This window comes from Streptomyces griseoflavus (assembly GCF_014649995.1).
GTDB lineage: Bacteria > Actinomycetota > Actinomycetes > Streptomycetales > Streptomycetaceae > Streptomyces > Streptomyces griseoflavus.
In genome coordinates this window covers 206,261-222,994 of sequence record NZ_BMUC01000002.1, presented here as the reverse complement: position 1 = coordinate 222,994, position 16,734 = coordinate 206,261, and the positions used below count along the sequence as shown (strand labels likewise).

Below are 16,734 nucleotides of genomic sequence, written 5' to 3'. Positions count from 1 at the left end.
AGTCGGGGCCGAGCCGCGGCCGAACCTCGAGACCGTAAGCCTCTCGGCTCTCTCGGTCAGGGAGCTGCTCCCGACGAACCGGACCCCTCAAGGGGGATGGAGTTGTCCACAGAGGTGGATTTCTCCACAGAACGTCAGGCCTCACTGGTTCACGACCCCGAAGGCATGGGAGGCTCTGTTCATTGCGAGCCTGAAGTCGAGGAGAGTGAATCCTTGCGGTCCGACGCCAACATCGCGGGACCGATGACCGACCCGGTCCCCGGTCCCCGTACCGAATCGATGGGGGCGGATGTTTCACGTGAAACACCGCCTCCGATGGACGACACTCCCATCGGTCGCGCTGCCCAACTGGCAGTGGAGGCTTTGGGCCGTGCCGGTGAGGGTCTGCCACGGCCCGAGCAGACCCGTGTCATCGTGGTCGCCAACCAGAAGGGTGGCGTCGGCAAGACGACGACCACCGTCAACCTTGCCGCGTCGCTCGCTCTGCACGGCGCCCGTGTTCTGGTGATCGACCTCGACCCGCAGGGCAATGCGTCCACGGCCCTGGGCATCGACCATCACGCAGAGGTTCCCTCCATCTACGACGTACTGGTGGAGAGCAAGCCGCTGGCGGAAGTCGTCCAGCCGGTCCCCGATGTCGAGGGTCTGTTCTGCGCTCCCGCCACCATCGATCTCGCCGGTGCAGAGATTGAACTGGTGTCGCTGGTGGCCCGAGAGAGCCGGCTACAGCGAGCCATCCAGGCCTATGAGCAGCCGCTGGATTACATCCTCATCGACTGCCCGCCCTCGCTCGGCCTTCTCACGGTCAATGCCCTGGTGGCCGGCCAGGAAGTCCTGATCCCGATCCAGTGCGAGTACTACGCACTGGAGGGCCTGGGTCAGCTGCTCCGCAACGTCGATCTGGTACGGGGGCACCTCAACCCCACCCTGCATGTCTCGACGATCCTGCTCACCATGTACGACGGTCGTACGCGGCTCGCGTCGCAGGTCGCGGACGAGGTGCGCACCCACTTCGGCGACGAGGTCCTGCGGACGAGTATTCCCCGCTCGGTCCGTATCTCGGAGGCGCCGAGCTACGGGCAGACGGTGCTGACTTACGATCCAGGATCGAGTGGTGCCCTCTCCTATTTCGAGGCGGCACGAGAGATCGCGCTAAGAGGGGTCGGCGTCAGGTATGACGCATCGCAGGCACACATCGGCGCACAGCAGAATGATCCGACCATGGTGGAGGGCGTCCAGTGAGTGATCGACGGAGGGGGTTGGGCCGTGGTCTCGGTGCGCTGATTCCCGCTGCCCCGACAGAGAAGACCGTGCCCCCGGCGGCGTTGGGGGGCGGCACCGCCTCCACCTCCCCTGCCTCGGTTCCGGTGCTGCCGAACGAGCGTGGCATCGCCGCCGCGAAGGTGACGACACTGTCGGCTGTGTCACGTGAAACGGAAGAGGCCTCGGAAAGGGGCGCTGCGGGGATCCCCGCAGCGCCTATGGGTGCCCACTTCGCAGAGATCCCTCTCGACGCCATCACGCCGAACCCCCGGCAGCCACGAGAGGTCTTCGACGAGGACGCCCTGTCCGAGCTGATCACCTCCATCAAGGAGGTGGGCCTCCTTCAACCGGTCGTCGTACGGCAGGTCGGGCCGGGACGCTATGAGCTCATCATGGGCGAGCGCCGGTGGCGTGCCTGCCATGAGGCGGGCTTGGAGGCCATCCCGGCGATCGTGCGGGCCACGGACGACGAGAAGCTCCTCCTGGACGCGCTGCTGGAGAACCTGCACCGTGCCCAGCTGAATCCACTGGAAGAGGCGGCCGCCTACGACCAGTTGCTGAAGGACTTCAAGTGCACGCACGACCAGCTGGCGGACCGTATCGGCCGGTCCCGCCCGCAGGTGTCCAACACGCTGCGTCTGTTGAAGCTCTCACCCACCGTTCAGCGCAGGGTCGCGGCCGGTGTGCTGTCCGCCGGACACGCCCGCGCGCTGCTCTCGGTGGAGGACTCCGAGGAGCAGGACCGGCTGGCTCACCGGATCGTGGCCGAGGGCCTGTCGGTCCGGGCCGTCGAGGAGATCGTGACGCTGATGGGGTCTCGGCCCCAGAAGGCCCAGCGTTCCAAGGGGCCGCGCGCCGGTGCCTTGGTGTCGCCCGCGCTGACGGACCTGGCGACGCGCCTGTCGGATCGCTTCGACACACGGGTGAAGGTCGACCTGGGGCAGAAGAAGGGCAAGATCACCGTCGAGTTCGCCTCCATGGAAGACCTGGAGCGGATCCTCGGCAGCATTGCCCCGGGTGAGGGGCCCGTACTGCAGAAGAGTCTGGTGGACGACGACTCCACGGAGACAGATTCCTGAGCCGCCGGCTGCGCGGCGATGCCGAGCGGCTGGAACGGGACGGACCATGTCCGGTGTGTACCGGAACACGGTCCGTCCTTTGCTTTCTGGCGGTATCGATGGAATCGCTTCCTGGATACGATGCGTTCGGAGGGATCGGAGCGCTCTGACAGCCGCCCGTGAGGCAGTGGGCCAAGGAAGCGAGGAACAGCCTTTATGGGCCGTCGGCTCGTACCGCTCACGCTGGACAACCTTCAGGATCTGCCGCAGCGCTGCCGCTCGTGCGTCTTCTGGGAGAGAGACCCCGTCAGTGGCGAAGCAGCGGTGAAGGCGGGCACGTCCGCACTCGAGAAGGAATCGTGGATCTCCTCGGTTCTCCTGGACTGGGGATCCTGCGGCCGTGTCGTTTACGTCGACGATGTCCCGGTGGGCTTCGTCCTCTACGCTCCGCCCGCCTATGTGCCTCGGTCCACGGCGTTTCCCACGAGCCCCGTGGCTTCCGACGCGGTGCAGTTGATGACCGCGTTCATCATGCCCGGCTACCAGGGGCAGGGGCTGGGACGGGTGATGGTGCAGACGGTGGCGAAGGATCTGCTCCGCCGGGGCTTCAGAGCGATCGAGGCGTTCGGTGATGCCCGTTGGAAAGAACCCGCCTGCGTCGTGCCCGCCGACCATCTGCTGGCTGTGGGATTCAAGACGGTCCGCCCCCACCCGGCATACCCCCGCATGCGGCTGGAACTGAGGACGGCGCTTTCGTGGAAGGAAGACGTGGAGATGGCGCTGGACCGACTGCTCGGAGCCGTGCAGAAGGAGCCTGCGCTTCGCCCCCTCTGATCGGAGTCCCGGTCACTCACGACACGGCATGCGAAAGGGCCGACCCGGAGGGGCCGGCCCTTTCATGTTTCACGTGAAACATGTACCGCCGGTGAGGCGATCCGTTGACTACTCGGCGATGAAGTCCTCGAGGTCGCGCACGATTGCGGCCTTGGGCTTCGCGCCGACGATGGTCTTGGCGACCTCGCCACCCTGGTAGACGTTCAGGGTCGGGATGGACATGACGCCGTACTTGGCAGCGGTACCCGGGTTCTCGTCGATGTTCAGCTTGACGATCTCGATCTTGTCGCCGTACTCGGCGGCGATCGCCTCGAGAGACGGAGCGATCTGACGGCACGGACCGCACCAGGCGGCCCAGAAGTCCACCAGGACGGGCTTGTCGCTCTTGAGGACGTCCTGCTCGAAGGAGTCGTCGGTCACGTTCTTCAGGGTGCCGGCCACAGCGGGCTCCTTAACTGGTTGATGCGTGGGGCGGGTGGGGGTCAGACAGCGGTCTTCTCGGGCTCGGCGTTCTCCTCGTCGGAGAGAGCGGCGAGGAAGCGCTCGGCGTCGAGAGCGGCGGAGCAGCCGGTACCGGCCGCGGTGATCGCCTGGCGGTAGGTGTGGTCGACCACGTCTCCTGCGGCGAAGACACCCGTGACGTTCGTGCGCGTCGAGGGTGCCTCGACCTTCAGGTAGCCCTCCTCGTCCAGCTCCAGCTGGCCCTTGAAGAGCTCGGTGCGCGGGTCGTGGCCGATCGCGATGAACAGGCCGGTCACCGCCAGGTCGGACAGCTCGCCCGTCTTGACGTTGCGCAGCTTCAGACCCGACAGCTTCTGATCGCCCTGGACCTCGGCGACCTCACTGTCCCAGACGAAGGAGATCTTCGGGTCGGCGAAGGCGCGCTCCTGCATCGCCTTGGAGGCGCGCAGGGTGTCCCGACGGTGGACAACGGTCACGGACTTGGCGAAACGCGACAGGAAGGTGGCTTCCTCCATCGCGGTGTCACCGCCGCCGATCACGGCGATGTCCTGGTCCCTGAAGAAGAAGCCGTCACATGTGGCACACCAGGAGACGCCCCGGCCGGAGAGAGCGTCCTCGTTGGGCAGACCGAGCTTGCGGTGCTGCGAGCCGGTGGTGACGATGACGGCCTTCGCCTTGTGCACGGTGCCGGCGGTGTCCGTGACGGTCTTGATCTCTCCGGTCAGATCGACGGAGACCACGTCGTCCGGGATGAGCTCGGCGCCGAAGCGCTCCGCCTGGCCCCGCATGTTGTCCATGAGCTCGGGGCCCATGATGCCGTCCTGGAAACCCGGGAAGTTCTCCACGTCGGTGGTGTTCATCAGCGCACCGCCGGCGGTGACGGCGCCCTCGAACACCAAGGGCTTCAGCGACGCACGGGCGGTGTAGAGCGCCGCCGTATAGCCGGCGGGCCCCGAGCCGATGATGATCACGTTACGGACGTCACTCACGGCTTGTTTCCTCGTCTCTGGTCTGCGTCGTTCGACCGGGGGAGTTTCTGTCGGGACTCTCACCCCACCCAACGGATCCTAAGGGGCGCGCATTCCCGTCGTGCCCGCGCACACGGATACGGCCTCCGACGGCAGGAAGGAGCGCACACCGTACGGGTTACCGCGCAGAGCGGAGATGACGCGTGGATCGTCAGCGCGCGTAGGAGTGCTTCAGCAGAACGTCAGCCGGGGCGGCCGAGGACGGAGTCTCCACGCAGGCCCTGTCGACGACGTACGCGATGACACGAGTTTCGTCCGAGGCATCGGGAAGCACCACGAGAAGTGCTTCCTTCCCCTCGTACGTGCCCTGCTCGGAGGCGAGAGCGGTGTCGTCGCGCCCGATGCCTTCGCGGACGCACTGCGGCACCACGGGCTCCTTGAGCACCCGGGGGCTCGCGGCGCCGCCGGACTGCGACTCCAGTCCGAAGGTCTGGGGGGAGCGGGAGCCCTTGACCTGGCCTTGGCTCTCCGCGAGAAGATCGGAGACCTGCTTTTCGAGCTTCCCCTCGGAGAAGGTGTCCGAGGCGGTCGTCCGATGCCCCGCCTGAGACCCTGTGTCGTTGTCCAGGGACGACAGAACCACAGAGCCGAGGCCCAGAGCGGCGACCGTGAGGACGGTCCCCAGGACGGCGACCCGCCGGCGTCCGCCGCGCAGCCGGCCCTTGCGCCCGGGGCCGGTCGTGGAGGAACGGGGGCGCCTGGTGGGCCGGTCCACAGACGTCGATGTTTCACGTGAAACATGCGCCGGCTCGTCGTCCTTCACGGTGGGGGCAGGACGAAGCGGTTCCTCGCCTGCATCGGCTTCCGGCGCGATGGCCTGCAACAGGGCCTCCGCGGCAAGCGCCGCGTCGATACGTCCCGCCACCTCGGCGGGCATGCGGGTCGGCCCGTCCACCGTTCCGAGCAGACTCCGGATCTCTTCGAGCGAGCAGTGGACGTCCGCGCAGAGAGCGCACGTCTGCAGATGCCGGCGTACCTCGGCGCTCCGGGCCGACGGGAGGATTCCCTCCGTGAGGTCGGAGATCTCCGTGACGTCCGGGTGCTCCGCCATGTCCTTCGTTGATGTCACGCTCGCCCACCTCCGCCCTTCGCTGCAGCCGGGTCGTTCGTTCCCGCGTCCTGCGGGTCCGGCCGTCGTGGTCCCGCTGCAGGTGGGACGGCCGTCCCCTGAGTCCGGTTCCGTGCCTCGGACTGCTTCTTGCGTTCACCGCCGCCGTCGGGCCGCAGGTGACTGAGCAGGGGCAGGAGTCTGGCTCGTCCACGGGCGCACCGGCTCTTCACCGTCCCGGTGGGCACGTCGAGGACCTGGGCGGCCTCGGCGACCGGATAGCCCTGCATGTCCACGAGGACGAGTGCGGCCCGCTGATCGGGAGGCAGCGTGCCCATCGCTTCGATGAGCTGGCGGTGCAGATCGTTGCGTTCCGCTGGTGCGGAGGCGGACTCGTGCGGCTCCAGAAGCTGCTCCAGGCGCTCCGCGTCGTCGACCGGGGCGGTCTTCCGGGAGGCCGCCTTGCGGGCACGGTCCAGGCAGGCATTCACGGTGATCCGGTGCAACCAGGTCGTGACGGCGGACTGGCCGCGGAAGGTGTGGGCCGCCCGGTACGCGGAGACAAGGGCGTCCTGGACGGCGTCAGCGGCTTCCTCGCGGTCGCCCAGCGTGCGCAGGGCCACGGCCCAGAGCCGGTCCCGATGCCGACGGACGAGCTCACCGAAGGCGTCCGGGTCGCCGTCCACATGCAGGGAGAGGAGCTCCTGGTCGTTCGCGTCGTCGTACGCGGTGCCGTCGGCCATCCGACCCTCCCCCTTCGCCGAGTCGTCAGCCGATGAACTTCAGGTCGGTGATGCCTTGCTTGTAGCCAGCGCTGCTGTAGGTGTCACCGGGCGCGTACGGCATGGCGGTGATCCAGACCAGCACGTACCGGGTCTTCTGCGGCTTGTCGGCCTTCACCGTGGCTTCGTTCCCGTTCGTCTTCACCGTGCCCAGCTCCCGCATGGAGCCGATGGGAGTCGACGAACTCATCGAGTCCGTCGCGTACAGCGTGACGGTGGTGTGGGCGCCGGCATAGCGCAGGCCTATCGACGACGACTTGACCGTCTGCTCGGATCCGAGGTCGTAGACGATCCCCACGCCGGGCTTGAAGGCGGGGTTCATGTCCGGCCCCTCGACGAAGCTGTTGGTGCGCCAGTAGGTCGAGCTGTCGCCGTCGTAGGTCTTCGCCACGTCCCCCGGCGCCTGGGCCTGGCCCTTGGCGATGTACTCCTGGGCGGCCTGGACGGTGAGCGGCTTGGGGGGCGCGGGCTTGGTGTCGTTCTTGTCGTCCTCTTCCGTCGTCTGGGTCTTGTTCGTGTCCTCCGTCTTGCCGCCCTGCTCCATCAGCGCGTCGGCGAGCTGCCAACTGCCCAGGCCGAGCGCGGCGATCAGCAGTGCCGAGACGGCCCACTTCAGGGCCTTGCCGGTACGACTCTGCAGCGGGGGAGGCGGAACCGGCACCGGCTGGGTGCCGCCGGGGCGCGGCGCGGTGCGTCCGTAGGTGCCCTGCTGGTACGTGGTGCGCTGGTAGTCGGGCGGCGTGGTGAAGGCGGGCTCCGGCGGACGGATGCGGGGCATCTCGCCGATCGCCTTGACCAGTTCCTCCGGTGTCGTGCACGGAGCCTCGTGGCGGGATGCGGTGGCGCCGTCGTTGGCGAGCGCGCGCATGGCCAGCTCGGACAGGCCGCGGTGCACACCGGCCCGCACCTGGTCCGGCGGGATCAGTCCGATGTCCTTGGGCAGTCCGGACATGCCGTAGGCGTCGCTCTCGTACGGCCAGCGTTGGGTGAGCGCCGCGTACAGCAGGGCGCCGATCGACTCGGTGTCGGTGCGCTGCGGAGTGTCGGAGCTGACGCCGCGCAGGGCGGCGTTGACGGCGAGACCGCGGATGCGCCACTGGCCGGTCGAGGTGCGCAGGACCGCGTTGGGGTTCAGACGCAGATGGGCGAGGCCCTCGCGGTGTGCCGCGGCCATGGCGGCCGAGACCTGACTGACCATCTGATAGGCGTCGTACACCTCCAGCGGTCCTGCCGCCAGGAGCGTGGTCAGTTCGGTGGCGTCGGGGAGCCACTCGTGGACGACGTAGACGACGTCGTTCTCCTCGACGGCGTCCAGTACCTGGACGAAGCGCGGGTCGCCCAGCAGGGCGGAGGATCGGGCGGCGGCCAGCACGGACCGCGCACGCGCGTGCTGGGCGGGCAGGATGTGCACACCGACGGCGCGGCGGAGCATCTCGTCCACGGCACGCCAACTGCTGAACCCGTCCAGACGGGTGACGCACTCCTCGAGGCGGTAGCGTCTGGCCAGCTTGTGGCCGCTGTGCAGTTCGGGCGGCGAGGTCTTCCCGGCACCGTCGGTTCCGGTGCTCTCCTGTGCCTCGTCGCTGTCCGTGTCCTGCTCCCGGTTCTTGGCCACCCCGTCGGCCGTGGACTGGTCCGCCTGTGCGGTCAGCGGCTGCTCGCCGCTGTTGTCTGCCACGTCGACGGCAGCTGTGCTCCGTTCTGCCACCGTCGTTCCCTGCCTCCCCATCCATTGCGCGTCGGCCGGCGTCCGTCGCGCCGTACGACGCCGAGACCAATTGTGCCCACAGTCCGCCGCTATGCACGACACACGGGGGCTGTTGATGGTTGTGCGCCCCGTGCGTCTACCCCCGGCCTCAGCGTCCCAGGCGTCCGCGCACCATACCGACCAGAGAGTTGACTTCGTCGATGCGCATCCGCCGGGCCGCCACGAAGAAGGTGCCGAACAGAACGGCACCGCCGCCCAGCAGCGCGGCGAACGAGCCGGCGACCCCCTGGCCCAGCGCCTGACTGATCCCGTAGCAGGCCGCGCCGCTGAGCAGCGCCGCGGGGACCGAGGCGATGCACAGCCGGGCGTAGGTGCGCAGCACCCGGGCGCCGTCCAGGTCCCCGCCCAGCCGCTTGCGGAGCCGGCGCCAGGCCACGCCGACCCCGATCACGTAGGCCAGACCGTACGACGCCGCCATGCCGACCACGGCCCAGCGGGCCGGGAGCACGACGAAGCACAGGCCCGCGGCGATCGCGTTGCCCGCCGCCACGATGACCGTGTTGTAGAAGGGGGTCCGGGTGTCCTCGTACGCGTAGAAGGCCCGGAGCACGACGTACTGCACGGAATAGGGGATCAGGCCGAGGCCGAAGGCCATCAGCATGTAGCCCATGTTGGTGGCCGCTCCCGTGCCCGAGGAGCCGAACATCAGCGTGCACATCGGAATGCCGAGCGACAGGAAACCGAAGGCGACCGGCACGATCGCGACGGCCGTCGTGCGCAGGCCCTGGGAGATGTCGTCCCGAACGGCACCGGCGTCGTCGTCGGCCGCCGAACGGGAGATGCGGGGCAGGAGCGCGGCCATCAGGGAGACGGTGATGATGGCCTGGGGCAGGCCCCAGATCAGCTGGGCGTTGGAGTAGGCGCTGAAGCCCGTACCGGCGATGTTCGTGTCCTTGACCGACGCGGTGGCCAGCTGGGTGACCACCAGCGCGCCCGCCTGGTTGGCGAGGACGAACAGGATGGTCCACTTGGCGAGTTTCGCCGCCTTGCCGAGCCCGTGCCCCCTCCAGTCGAAGCGCAGACGGAGACGGAAGCCGGTCTCCCGCAGGTACGGGATCATGGCCAGGGCCTGGACCACGAGTCCGAGCAGAACGCCGACGCCGAGGAGGCGCAGTCCCTCCGGCGGGATGTTCGTGACCTTCATCTGCGAGTCGGCGGCGGTGCCGTAGACCCAGATGAACGCGCCGAGGGTGACGATGATGACGATGTTGTTCAGGACCGGGGTCCACATCATCGCGCCGAACCGGCCGCGTGCGTTGAGGATCTGACCCATCACCACGTGAACGCCCATGAAGAAGATCGAGGGCAGGAAGAAGCGGGTGAAGGTGACGGCGACATCGTTGGCCGCGGGGTCGGTGGCGACCGGGACGGACAGGGCACGCACCAGGAGCGGGGCCGCCAGCCACGCCAGGGCGGTGAGCGCGGCCAGGGCCACCATCACCAGCGTCAGCAGGCGGTTGGCGTACGCCTCGCCGCCGTCCTCGTCCTCCTTCATCGCCCGCACGAGCTGGGGCACGAAGACGGAGTTGAGGCCGCCGCCGACGGTGAGGATGTAGATCATCGTGGGCAGCTGGTACGCGATCTGGAAGGACTCGCCCAGGAGCGCGAGGCCGAGCGCCGAGACGATCATCGCGGACCGGATGAAGCCCGTGAGGCGGGACACCATCGTGCCCGCCGCCATCACGGCGCTCGACTTCAGCAGTCCCCCGGCCCGGCCGCCCTTCTTCGGGGCGGGAGCGGAAGCGGGTTCCGGTACCGGAGGCTCGGCGGCGGGTGGCGGAGTGGCTCCCGCATAGTGACCGGGCGTCGGTGACGCCGGGCCCGGCACCGGTGCGGCCGCGTACCGCTGTGGTCCGCCGACCGGTGCGTGCCCGGGGTGCCCCCCGGGCCGCTGCTGGTCCGCGAAGGCACCACCCTGCTGCTGGTCGCGGAAGAGGTGAGCGAAGGCATCCGTCTCGTGACGCTGGTCCCCGGCCTGGCCGACCAGGTCGTCCACGCCCACGAACTGTGTGGTGCGCGGGTCGTCGCCGTAGGGCAGGTGCTGCGTCGGACCGTCCGGCTCCGGCGCGGGGGGCCGGGCCCACACGCGCGGATCGGGGGCGTACGGAGACTGCGGCGGCTGCCCGTACAGCGGCTGCTGAGGGGGGTGACTGCCCGGAGGCGGCGGCGGGTGCGCGGCGCGGTCGTAGAGGGCCTCGGCGACCGGGTCCTGCGCGGCGATGTCCTGCGCCCGGTAGGGGTCCTGGTCATAGGCGTCCCGAAGGTACGGGTCCGCAGGTGGTGGCGGCACCTGGCCGTGCCCGGGCGGCGGACCCTCGCCGGGGTCCGACTCGGGGTGGCCCGAGTTGCCCGCGGCATGGCCGCGGTCACCGTCGTACGGCGCGTTCATGGTTACCCCACCTCATCGTCCCGGGCCCACCGGCCACGACATCCTCAACGGTCCACTCTCTCACCCGTGCCCGACGGGCCTGCGCTTTCCGGTTCGGTGTCCGGTGCCGGGTCACTCGGCTGCTCGGAGTCGTCCTCCCGGGAGCCCGTCGCGGACTCCTGGGGGAGACGCTCCCCCGGTGCTTCGGGGTTCTGCGGCCCGTGGACGTCCTCGTCCGCCTCGGGCTCCCGTGTCTGCTCCCCCGCGGCCTCGCGGGCCACGGCTCGCTTGCGCTGGGTGTACATCCGGAAGCCGGCGAGGACGAGCAACAGTACGCCGCCGCCGATGACCAGCATCACCGTGGCGGTGATCTCGGTGACCTTCACGTCGAACGTGACGGGGTCGCCGTATGTCCGGCCGTCCTGCGTGTACAGCTGGGCGATCACCGTCGCCCTGCCGTTGGCGTTGGCGGACGTGGTGAACTTCACCGACTGGCTGTGGCCCCCGGAGACGGTGACGGGCTGCTCCTCGTAGGCGGCGCCGTCGATCTCCAGGCGGGTCGGGTTGGTCGAGGTGAGCCGCAGTACCAGGTGCTCCACTCCCTGGACCAGGTTGTTCTGGACCGTCACGGGGATCGTGGCGCTGCGGCCGGAGAGCTTCGTCTCCGACTTGTCGATCAGCCTCACCCGGCCGATGAGCCCGTCCAGATACGACTCGACACCGCTCCGGTGGATCGCCGCTTCGGCCTGCCGGCCCCGCCAGGACACGGACATGCCCCGGTTCAGGGCGCGTCCGAACGGGGTCACCACGCGGGACTGGTCGGACAGGATCACCTTGAACTTGTCGAGCTTGGCCTGCGTCCTGACGATCTGCTCGAACGCTGCCTTCGGCAGTTCCTGCTTGCGCAGCGAGGAAGGGTAGGAGGAAGCCGGGGGGACCTTGGTGGTGGCGGCCGGGTCCGGCTTGGCCGCGGCCGCGTCCGTGAGGCTCTGGGACTCGGACCAGGTGCTGTCCTGAAGGATCCCGATGGCCTCGGCCATCGTCTGGGCCTGACTCGCCGACGGTGTGCGCTGCGGCGCCACCACGACACTGCGCTGCCGGTCCGTCTGCAGATCGAGGGTCAGGCTCTGAGCCAGGAACCGCTGCACGGAGAGCGCCGACGTCGAGGCCTTGGTCATGTCGCCCTGGAAGGCCGTGGAGAGCCGTGCGTCCGCGACGACGGCCGTGGTGCCGCCGCCGATGGGGCGCGGCGCGGAAGTCGTGTACGTCAGACCGGTCTCCTCGAAGGTGTCGCTGCGGGCGATCACCTTGTCGGCCCCGGCGGACGTGGCGACCCGGACGACGGAGGGGTCGATGGCGCCGTTGACGGGCCAGGCGAAGTCCGTGGTGGGTGTCACGTGGAGAATCGACTCCACGGTGCGGGCGGCGACGTCGGTGGCGTCCTTGAGGTGGCTCAGTGAGCCGGTGACCGATGTGCCGTTGTGGGCGAGGGACGCCAGGTCGGGGTCGCCGAACGGCAGAGCCACGACCTCCTTGTCCGCCACCGCCCGCTGGACGTCGGTGAGCCACCGTTTGGCGACGTCCTGGTGAGTCCCGACGCCGTTCTCGTCACCATCGCCCGGGATCTCGTAACGGTCGGTCATCGCCACGACGGACGCCAACAGGTCCGGATCGATCACCCAGGTGACGTCGAGGTCCTTGCCCAGCGCCACCATCCGGTCCAGCCTGCCGCCCGGCGAGATCTCCTTGGCGAGTTCGTCGTCGTGGAAGACCGGCGTCTGCTGCTCGTCCGAACCCGTTTCCGCCGTCATGTGGACCGTCGAGATCAGGGGCCACATGAACGCCGTCTTCGTCTTCGGGCCGGCCGCCTCGGGCTTCCAGGGCAGGAACGTCCGCTGAAGGCCGAGGGTCTGCTCCCACGGCTGCGCGGAGGTCTCCCCGGCCAGGGATACGGCCAGCTGGTAGACGCCGTCCCGGCCGAGGTCCAGCTCGTTCACCGGCACGGAGAGGGTGAAGCGCTGCGAGACCCCCGGAGTGAGCTCGGAGAACTTCTCGGAGTACTTGTCGTCGATCTCCGGGCCCACGGTGCTCCGGACGTCGTCGCTGTTCTTGGCGACGGATTCGATGCCCGAGCGGGTGTCCAGCAGCGGTCCCACACGCAGGCCGACGTGAGCGTCGGTGACGGGCTGCTTGCCCTTGTTGGTCACCGTCCCCGACACGGTCACGGTGTCGCCCTCGGTGGGAGCACCCGGTGTGAGGGAGTCCACCGAGACGGCGACCGAGCCCGCCCCCGAAGGGGCCTGCGGAGCGTCCTGTGCCGCCGCTACGGCGGGGGACGAGGCCGGCCACTGGAGAAGCCCCGCCAGCAGGGGCGCTCCGGCGAGCAGGGCTCCGGTGCGCCGCAACCAGCGGCGGGCAGGTGAGGGACTGGTCCCCTGGAAGTCTGCCGCCTCGGCCACGCGCTCGCCCGTCCCTCGTCGTCGTCAGTGGTCGTCGCTATGTGCGTCCACGCATGGTAACGATGCGCGCTGAGGGGAAGTGCCGCGGACCGGCCCGCAAGATCGGGGGCGCGGGCCTTGTCCGAGTATCGACGGGGGTGTCCGCGCGCCCATAATGAGGAAGCTTCCGGTCGTCCGGGCCACGTACCCTCTTCTGTTGTGCCGAACGCCAACGAAGACATCAGTGCCCTGAGCCAGGTGCAGGACCGCGCCGTGAGTGAACTGCTCCGGGTCGCCCCTGTCGCCGACGATCTCGCCCGCCGTTTCCAGGAGGCCGGGTTCTCACTCGCCCTGGTCGGCGGTTCGGTGCGGGACGCGCTGCTCGGCCGCCTCGGCAACGACCTGGACTTCACGACGGACGCCCGTCCGCAGGACGTACTGAAGATCGTGCGCCCCTGGGCGGACGCCGTCTGGGACGTCGGAATCGCCTTCGGTACGGTCGGCGCGCAGAAGGACGCCCGTGTCGGGGACACCGGCCGGCGATTCCAGATCGAGGTGACCACCTACCGTTCAGAGGCGTACGACCGCACTTCGCGCAAGCCGGAGGTGTCGTACGGCGACTCCATCGAGGAAGATTTGGTGCGCCGGGACTTCACGGTGAACGCGATGGCCGTCGCGCTCCCGGAGAAGCGGTTCATCGACCCGCACGGCGGGCTCACCGATCTGGCCGAGCGGGTGCTGCGCACCCCGGGCACGCCCGAGGAGTCCTTCTCCGACGACCCGCTGCGCATGATGCGGGCCGCCCGCTTCGCCGCTCAGCTCGAGTTCGAGGTGGCGCCCGAGGTGGTCGCGGCGATGAAGGAGATGGCCGGACGCATCGGGATCGTCTCCGCGGAGCGGGTGCGGGACGAGCTGAACAAGCTGATCCTGTCCGCGCACCCCCGGAAGGGGCTGTCACTGCTGGTGGACACGGGGCTCGCCGAGTACGTGCTGCCCGAGCTGCCGGCCCTGCACCTGGAGAGGGACGAGCACCACCGGCACAAGGACGTCTACGAGCACACGCTGATCGTCCTGGAACAGGCCATGGCGCTGGAGGAGGAGGGGCCCGATCTGACCCTGCGCCTCGCGGCCCTCCTGCACGACATCGGCAAGCCCCGTACCCGTCGCTTCGAGAGCGACGGTCGCGTCTCGTTCCACCACCACGAAGTGGTCGGGGCCAAGATGACCAAGAAGCGCATGACGGCGCTCAAGTACTCCAACGAGCTGGTGAAGGACGTCTCGCGGCTCGTCGAGCTTCATCTGCGGTTCCACGGCTACGGCACGGGAGAGTGGACCGACTCCGCTGTGCGCCGCTATGTCCGCGACGCGGGACCGCTTCTCAGTCGGCTGCACAAGCTGACCCGCTCGGACTGCACCACGCGCAACCGGCGCAAGGCCGCCGCGCTCTCCCGTGCCTACGACGGCCTGGAGGAGCGGATCGCGCAGCTTCAGGAGCAGGAGGAGCTGGACGCCATCCGCCCGGACCTCGACGGCAACCAGATCATGGAGATCCTCGGGGTCGAGCCGGGGCCGGCGGTCGGGCAGGCGTACAAGCATCTGCTGGAGCTCCGGCTGGAGAACGGCCCGATGGAGCATGATGCCGCGGTCGGGGCGCTCAAGGAGTGGTGGGCCGCACAGCAGGGCTGAGAACGAAGAGCGGGGTCATGTTTCACGTGAAACATGACCCCGCTCCCATGACGGAGGGCGGTGTTTCACGTGAAACACCGCCCTCCGCCCTTCGTCCTACTTGTCCTTCAGGCAGAGGAGGAAGCTCTTGCTGCCGTTCGTCTCCGTGTAGGAGTACTGGAAGTCCTTGGACTCCGCCTCGCACTTGGTCTGCGCCGTGAGGCCGGAGAAGTTGCCCTCGACCTTCGCGAGCACCTTGTACTGGGCCTTTGCGTCACCGCAGTCGACGACTTCGAGATCCGGGTTGTTGTCGTCGGTGCTGCCCCGGTGCATGCAGTCGCCGACCGCGGCGGTGTCTGCGTCGTCCTGGCTGGTGATGTAGGTGCCGATGGCCACACCGGCGATGATCAGGACGATGACGATGTTCTTGATCGTCTTGAAGCTGAGCTTCCGGCCCTGCTGCGGCGGCGGCACGGGAGCGCCCGGCGGGGGGAAACCGGGCTGGCCGCCCTGCTGCGGGAAACCGCCCTGGGGCGGGTCGGGTGCCTGGCCCTGTGCGAACGGGTTGCCCTGAGGCTGGCCCTGCGCGAACGGGTTGCCCTGAGGCGGCGGAGTGGTCACTGGGGTCCCCCTGGAACATAGGTGCGTGACGCAAAAGATGCGTTGATAAGACGCACGTAAGCTACCGGCCCACACTGACAACTCGGCAGGCTGATACGGCAATGTGGCACTGATGTGACACTTAGTCGCGCTCAAAACGGGCCATAGCGCCAGCTACTGCTCCGTAGATAACAGCGATCGTTACCACCAGCGGGACGGATCGGCCGTCCGGGGGCAGCATCAGGGCGGCTACACCGGCGGCGCCGACGAAGGCCACGTTGAACAGGACGTCGTACAGGGAGAAGATCCGGCCGCGGTACTCGTCCTCGACGGTGGACTGGACGACGGTGTCGGTGGCGATCTTCGCGCCCTGAGTGGTCAGCCCCAGCACGAACGCCCCCGCGAGAAGGGGGCCGGCGGCGAACGGCAACCCCAGCGCTGGTACCAGCACCGCCGCCGACGCGGCACACACCGTGATCCAGCGGCCGGGACCCAGCCGCCCGGCGGCCCAGGGCGTCATGACGGCCGCCACGAAGAAGCCGGCGCCCGAGACCCCCAACACCAGGCCCAGCAGGGCGAGTCCCTCCTCGGTGGTCGACGTCAGCGCGTACCGGCACAGCATGAGCAGCAGGACGAGCATGGCGCCGTAGCAGAACCGCATGAGTGACATCGCCGCGAGGGCCCACGCGGCCTCCCTGCGCGGGGGCGCGGCGAGATGAAGCACGCCCTCCCTGAGGCCGCGGGCGGTGCCGGTGAGAGCCGTGATCAGCCGCGGGTGCGCCCATGCCCGGCCGGGACCGAGCAGTTCCTTGGCCATGCGCAGCGAAGCGAGGGCCGCGCACAGGTACAGCGCGGCGCCCACGAGCACCACCACCGCGTCGGAGTCGGCGACGACGATGCGGACGACGAAGGCCAGGCCGCCGCCCGCGGTCGCGGCCAGCGTGCCGGCGGTCGGGGAGAGGGAGTTGGCGACGACCAGCCGGTCGGCGTCCACGACGCGCGGCAGCGCGGCGGACAGTCCCGCGAGGACGAACCGGTTGACTCCGGTGACGCACAGGGCGGAGACGAAGAGGAGCCAGTCGGGCACCCCGCCGAGGATGAGGAAGGCCGTCACCGATGCCATCAGGGCGCGCAGCAGGTTTCCGTACAGAAGCACCTGGCGGCGGCGCCAGCGGTCCAGGAGGACTCCGGCGAAGGGACCCACCACGGAGTACGGGAGGAGCAGGACGGCCATCGCCGACGCGATCGACGCGGCGGACGTCTGCCTCTCCGGCGAGAAGACCACATAGGCGGCGAGCGCGACCTGGAAGACGCCGTCGGCGCCCTGGGACAGCAGCCGCACGGTGAGCAGGCGCCTGAAGCCCTGGAAACGCAGCAGAACGCGCAGGTCACGGACGACGGCCATGGGGCACAGCCTCAC

Annotated in this window: 13 protein-coding genes; 4 read left to right on the top strand and 9 right to left on the bottom strand. The window is 69.0% G+C overall.

Going from position 1 to position 16,734, the window contains the following annotated elements; translation table 11 throughout:
• Positions 1–165: 165 nt before the first annotated feature.
• From IE172_RS06820 to IE172_RS06810, 3 genes are all read left to right on the top strand, one after another.
• On the top strand, positions 166–1,242 hold the full coding sequence (locus IE172_RS06820; protein ID WP_190096493.1) for a ParA family protein: 1,077 nt from the start codon (positions 166–168) through the stop codon (positions 1,240–1,242).
• Complete coding sequence (locus IE172_RS06815; protein WP_190096184.1) at positions 1,239–2,342, top strand: ParB/RepB/Spo0J family partition protein; 1,104 nt, start codon at positions 1,239–1,241, stop codon at positions 2,340–2,342. Before IE172_RS06820 ends, IE172_RS06815 begins: the two co-directional genes overlap by 4 nt.
• A 195-nt stretch (positions 2,343–2,537) precedes the next feature.
• Positions 2,538–3,155 carry a GNAT family N-acetyltransferase gene (locus tag IE172_RS06810; protein WP_190096183.1) on the top strand — a complete coding sequence of 206 codons (618 nt, stop codon included), beginning with the start codon at positions 2,538–2,540 and terminating at the stop codon, positions 3,153–3,155.
• Between the two features lie 108 nt (positions 3,156–3,263).
• Here the strand turns inward: IE172_RS06810 and trxA are convergent, their stop codons facing one another.
• From trxA to IE172_RS06775, 7 genes are all read right to left on the bottom strand, one after another.
• The gene (gene trxA, locus IE172_RS06805) at positions 3,264–3,596 is read right to left on the bottom strand and encodes a thioredoxin (RefSeq protein WP_007383275.1); all 333 of its coding nucleotides are present in this window, start codon (positions 3,594–3,596) and stop codon (positions 3,264–3,266) included.
• A gap of 41 nt (positions 3,597–3,637) precedes the next feature.
• Positions 3,638–4,606 (bottom strand): thioredoxin-disulfide reductase, encoded by a 969-nt coding sequence (trxB, locus tag IE172_RS06800; protein ID WP_190096182.1) that lies wholly within the window; start codon positions 4,604–4,606, stop codon positions 3,638–3,640.
• 190 nt (positions 4,607–4,796) lie between these two features.
• Positions 4,797–5,714, bottom strand: a complete 918-nt coding sequence (locus tag IE172_RS06795; RefSeq protein ID WP_190096181.1) for an RsmA family anti-sigma factor — start codon at positions 5,712–5,714, stop codon at positions 4,797–4,799.
• Positions 5,711–6,436: an RNA polymerase sigma factor SigM gene (gene sigM / locus IE172_RS06790; protein WP_190096180.1), complete on the bottom strand. Its 726-nt coding sequence runs from the start codon at positions 6,434–6,436 to the stop codon at positions 5,711–5,713. The genes IE172_RS06795 and sigM overlap by 4 nt, the downstream gene beginning before the upstream one ends.
• A gap of 25 nt (positions 6,437–6,461) precedes the next feature.
• A complete protein-coding gene (locus IE172_RS06785) occupies positions 6,462–8,183 on the bottom strand; it encodes a protein kinase family protein (protein WP_190096179.1) in 1,722 nt (573 codons plus the stop codon).
• A gap of 148 nt (positions 8,184–8,331) precedes the next feature.
• Positions 8,332–10,632: a murein biosynthesis integral membrane protein MurJ gene (murJ, locus tag IE172_RS06780; RefSeq protein ID WP_190096178.1), complete on the bottom strand. Its 2,301-nt coding sequence runs from the start codon at positions 10,630–10,632 to the stop codon at positions 8,332–8,334.
• Between the two features lie 44 nt (positions 10,633–10,676).
• On the bottom strand, positions 10,677–13,070 hold the full coding sequence (locus tag IE172_RS06775; protein WP_190096177.1) for a DUF6049 family protein: 2,394 nt from the start codon (positions 13,068–13,070) through the stop codon (positions 10,677–10,679).
• A gap of 198 nt (positions 13,071–13,268) precedes the next feature.
• Between IE172_RS06775 and IE172_RS06770 the strand changes: the two genes are divergently transcribed.
• On the top strand, positions 13,269–14,735 hold the full coding sequence (locus IE172_RS06770) for a CCA tRNA nucleotidyltransferase (RefSeq protein ID WP_190096176.1): 1,467 nt from the start codon (positions 13,269–13,271) through the stop codon (positions 14,733–14,735).
• 96 nt (positions 14,736–14,831) lie between these two features.
• Here IE172_RS06770 and IE172_RS06765 read toward each other — a convergent pair whose 3' ends face one another.
• Both IE172_RS06765 and IE172_RS06760 read right to left on the bottom strand, forming a co-directional pair.
• On the bottom strand, positions 14,832–15,335 hold the full coding sequence (locus tag IE172_RS06765) for an LppU/SCO3897 family protein (RefSeq protein ID WP_190096175.1): 504 nt from the start codon (positions 15,333–15,335) through the stop codon (positions 14,832–14,834).
• Between the two features lie 121 nt (positions 15,336–15,456).
• Positions 15,457–16,719 (bottom strand): MFS transporter, encoded by a 1,263-nt coding sequence (locus tag IE172_RS06760; RefSeq protein WP_190096174.1) that lies wholly within the window; start codon positions 16,717–16,719, stop codon positions 15,457–15,459.
• Between the last annotated feature and the right edge of the window lie 15 nt (positions 16,720–16,734).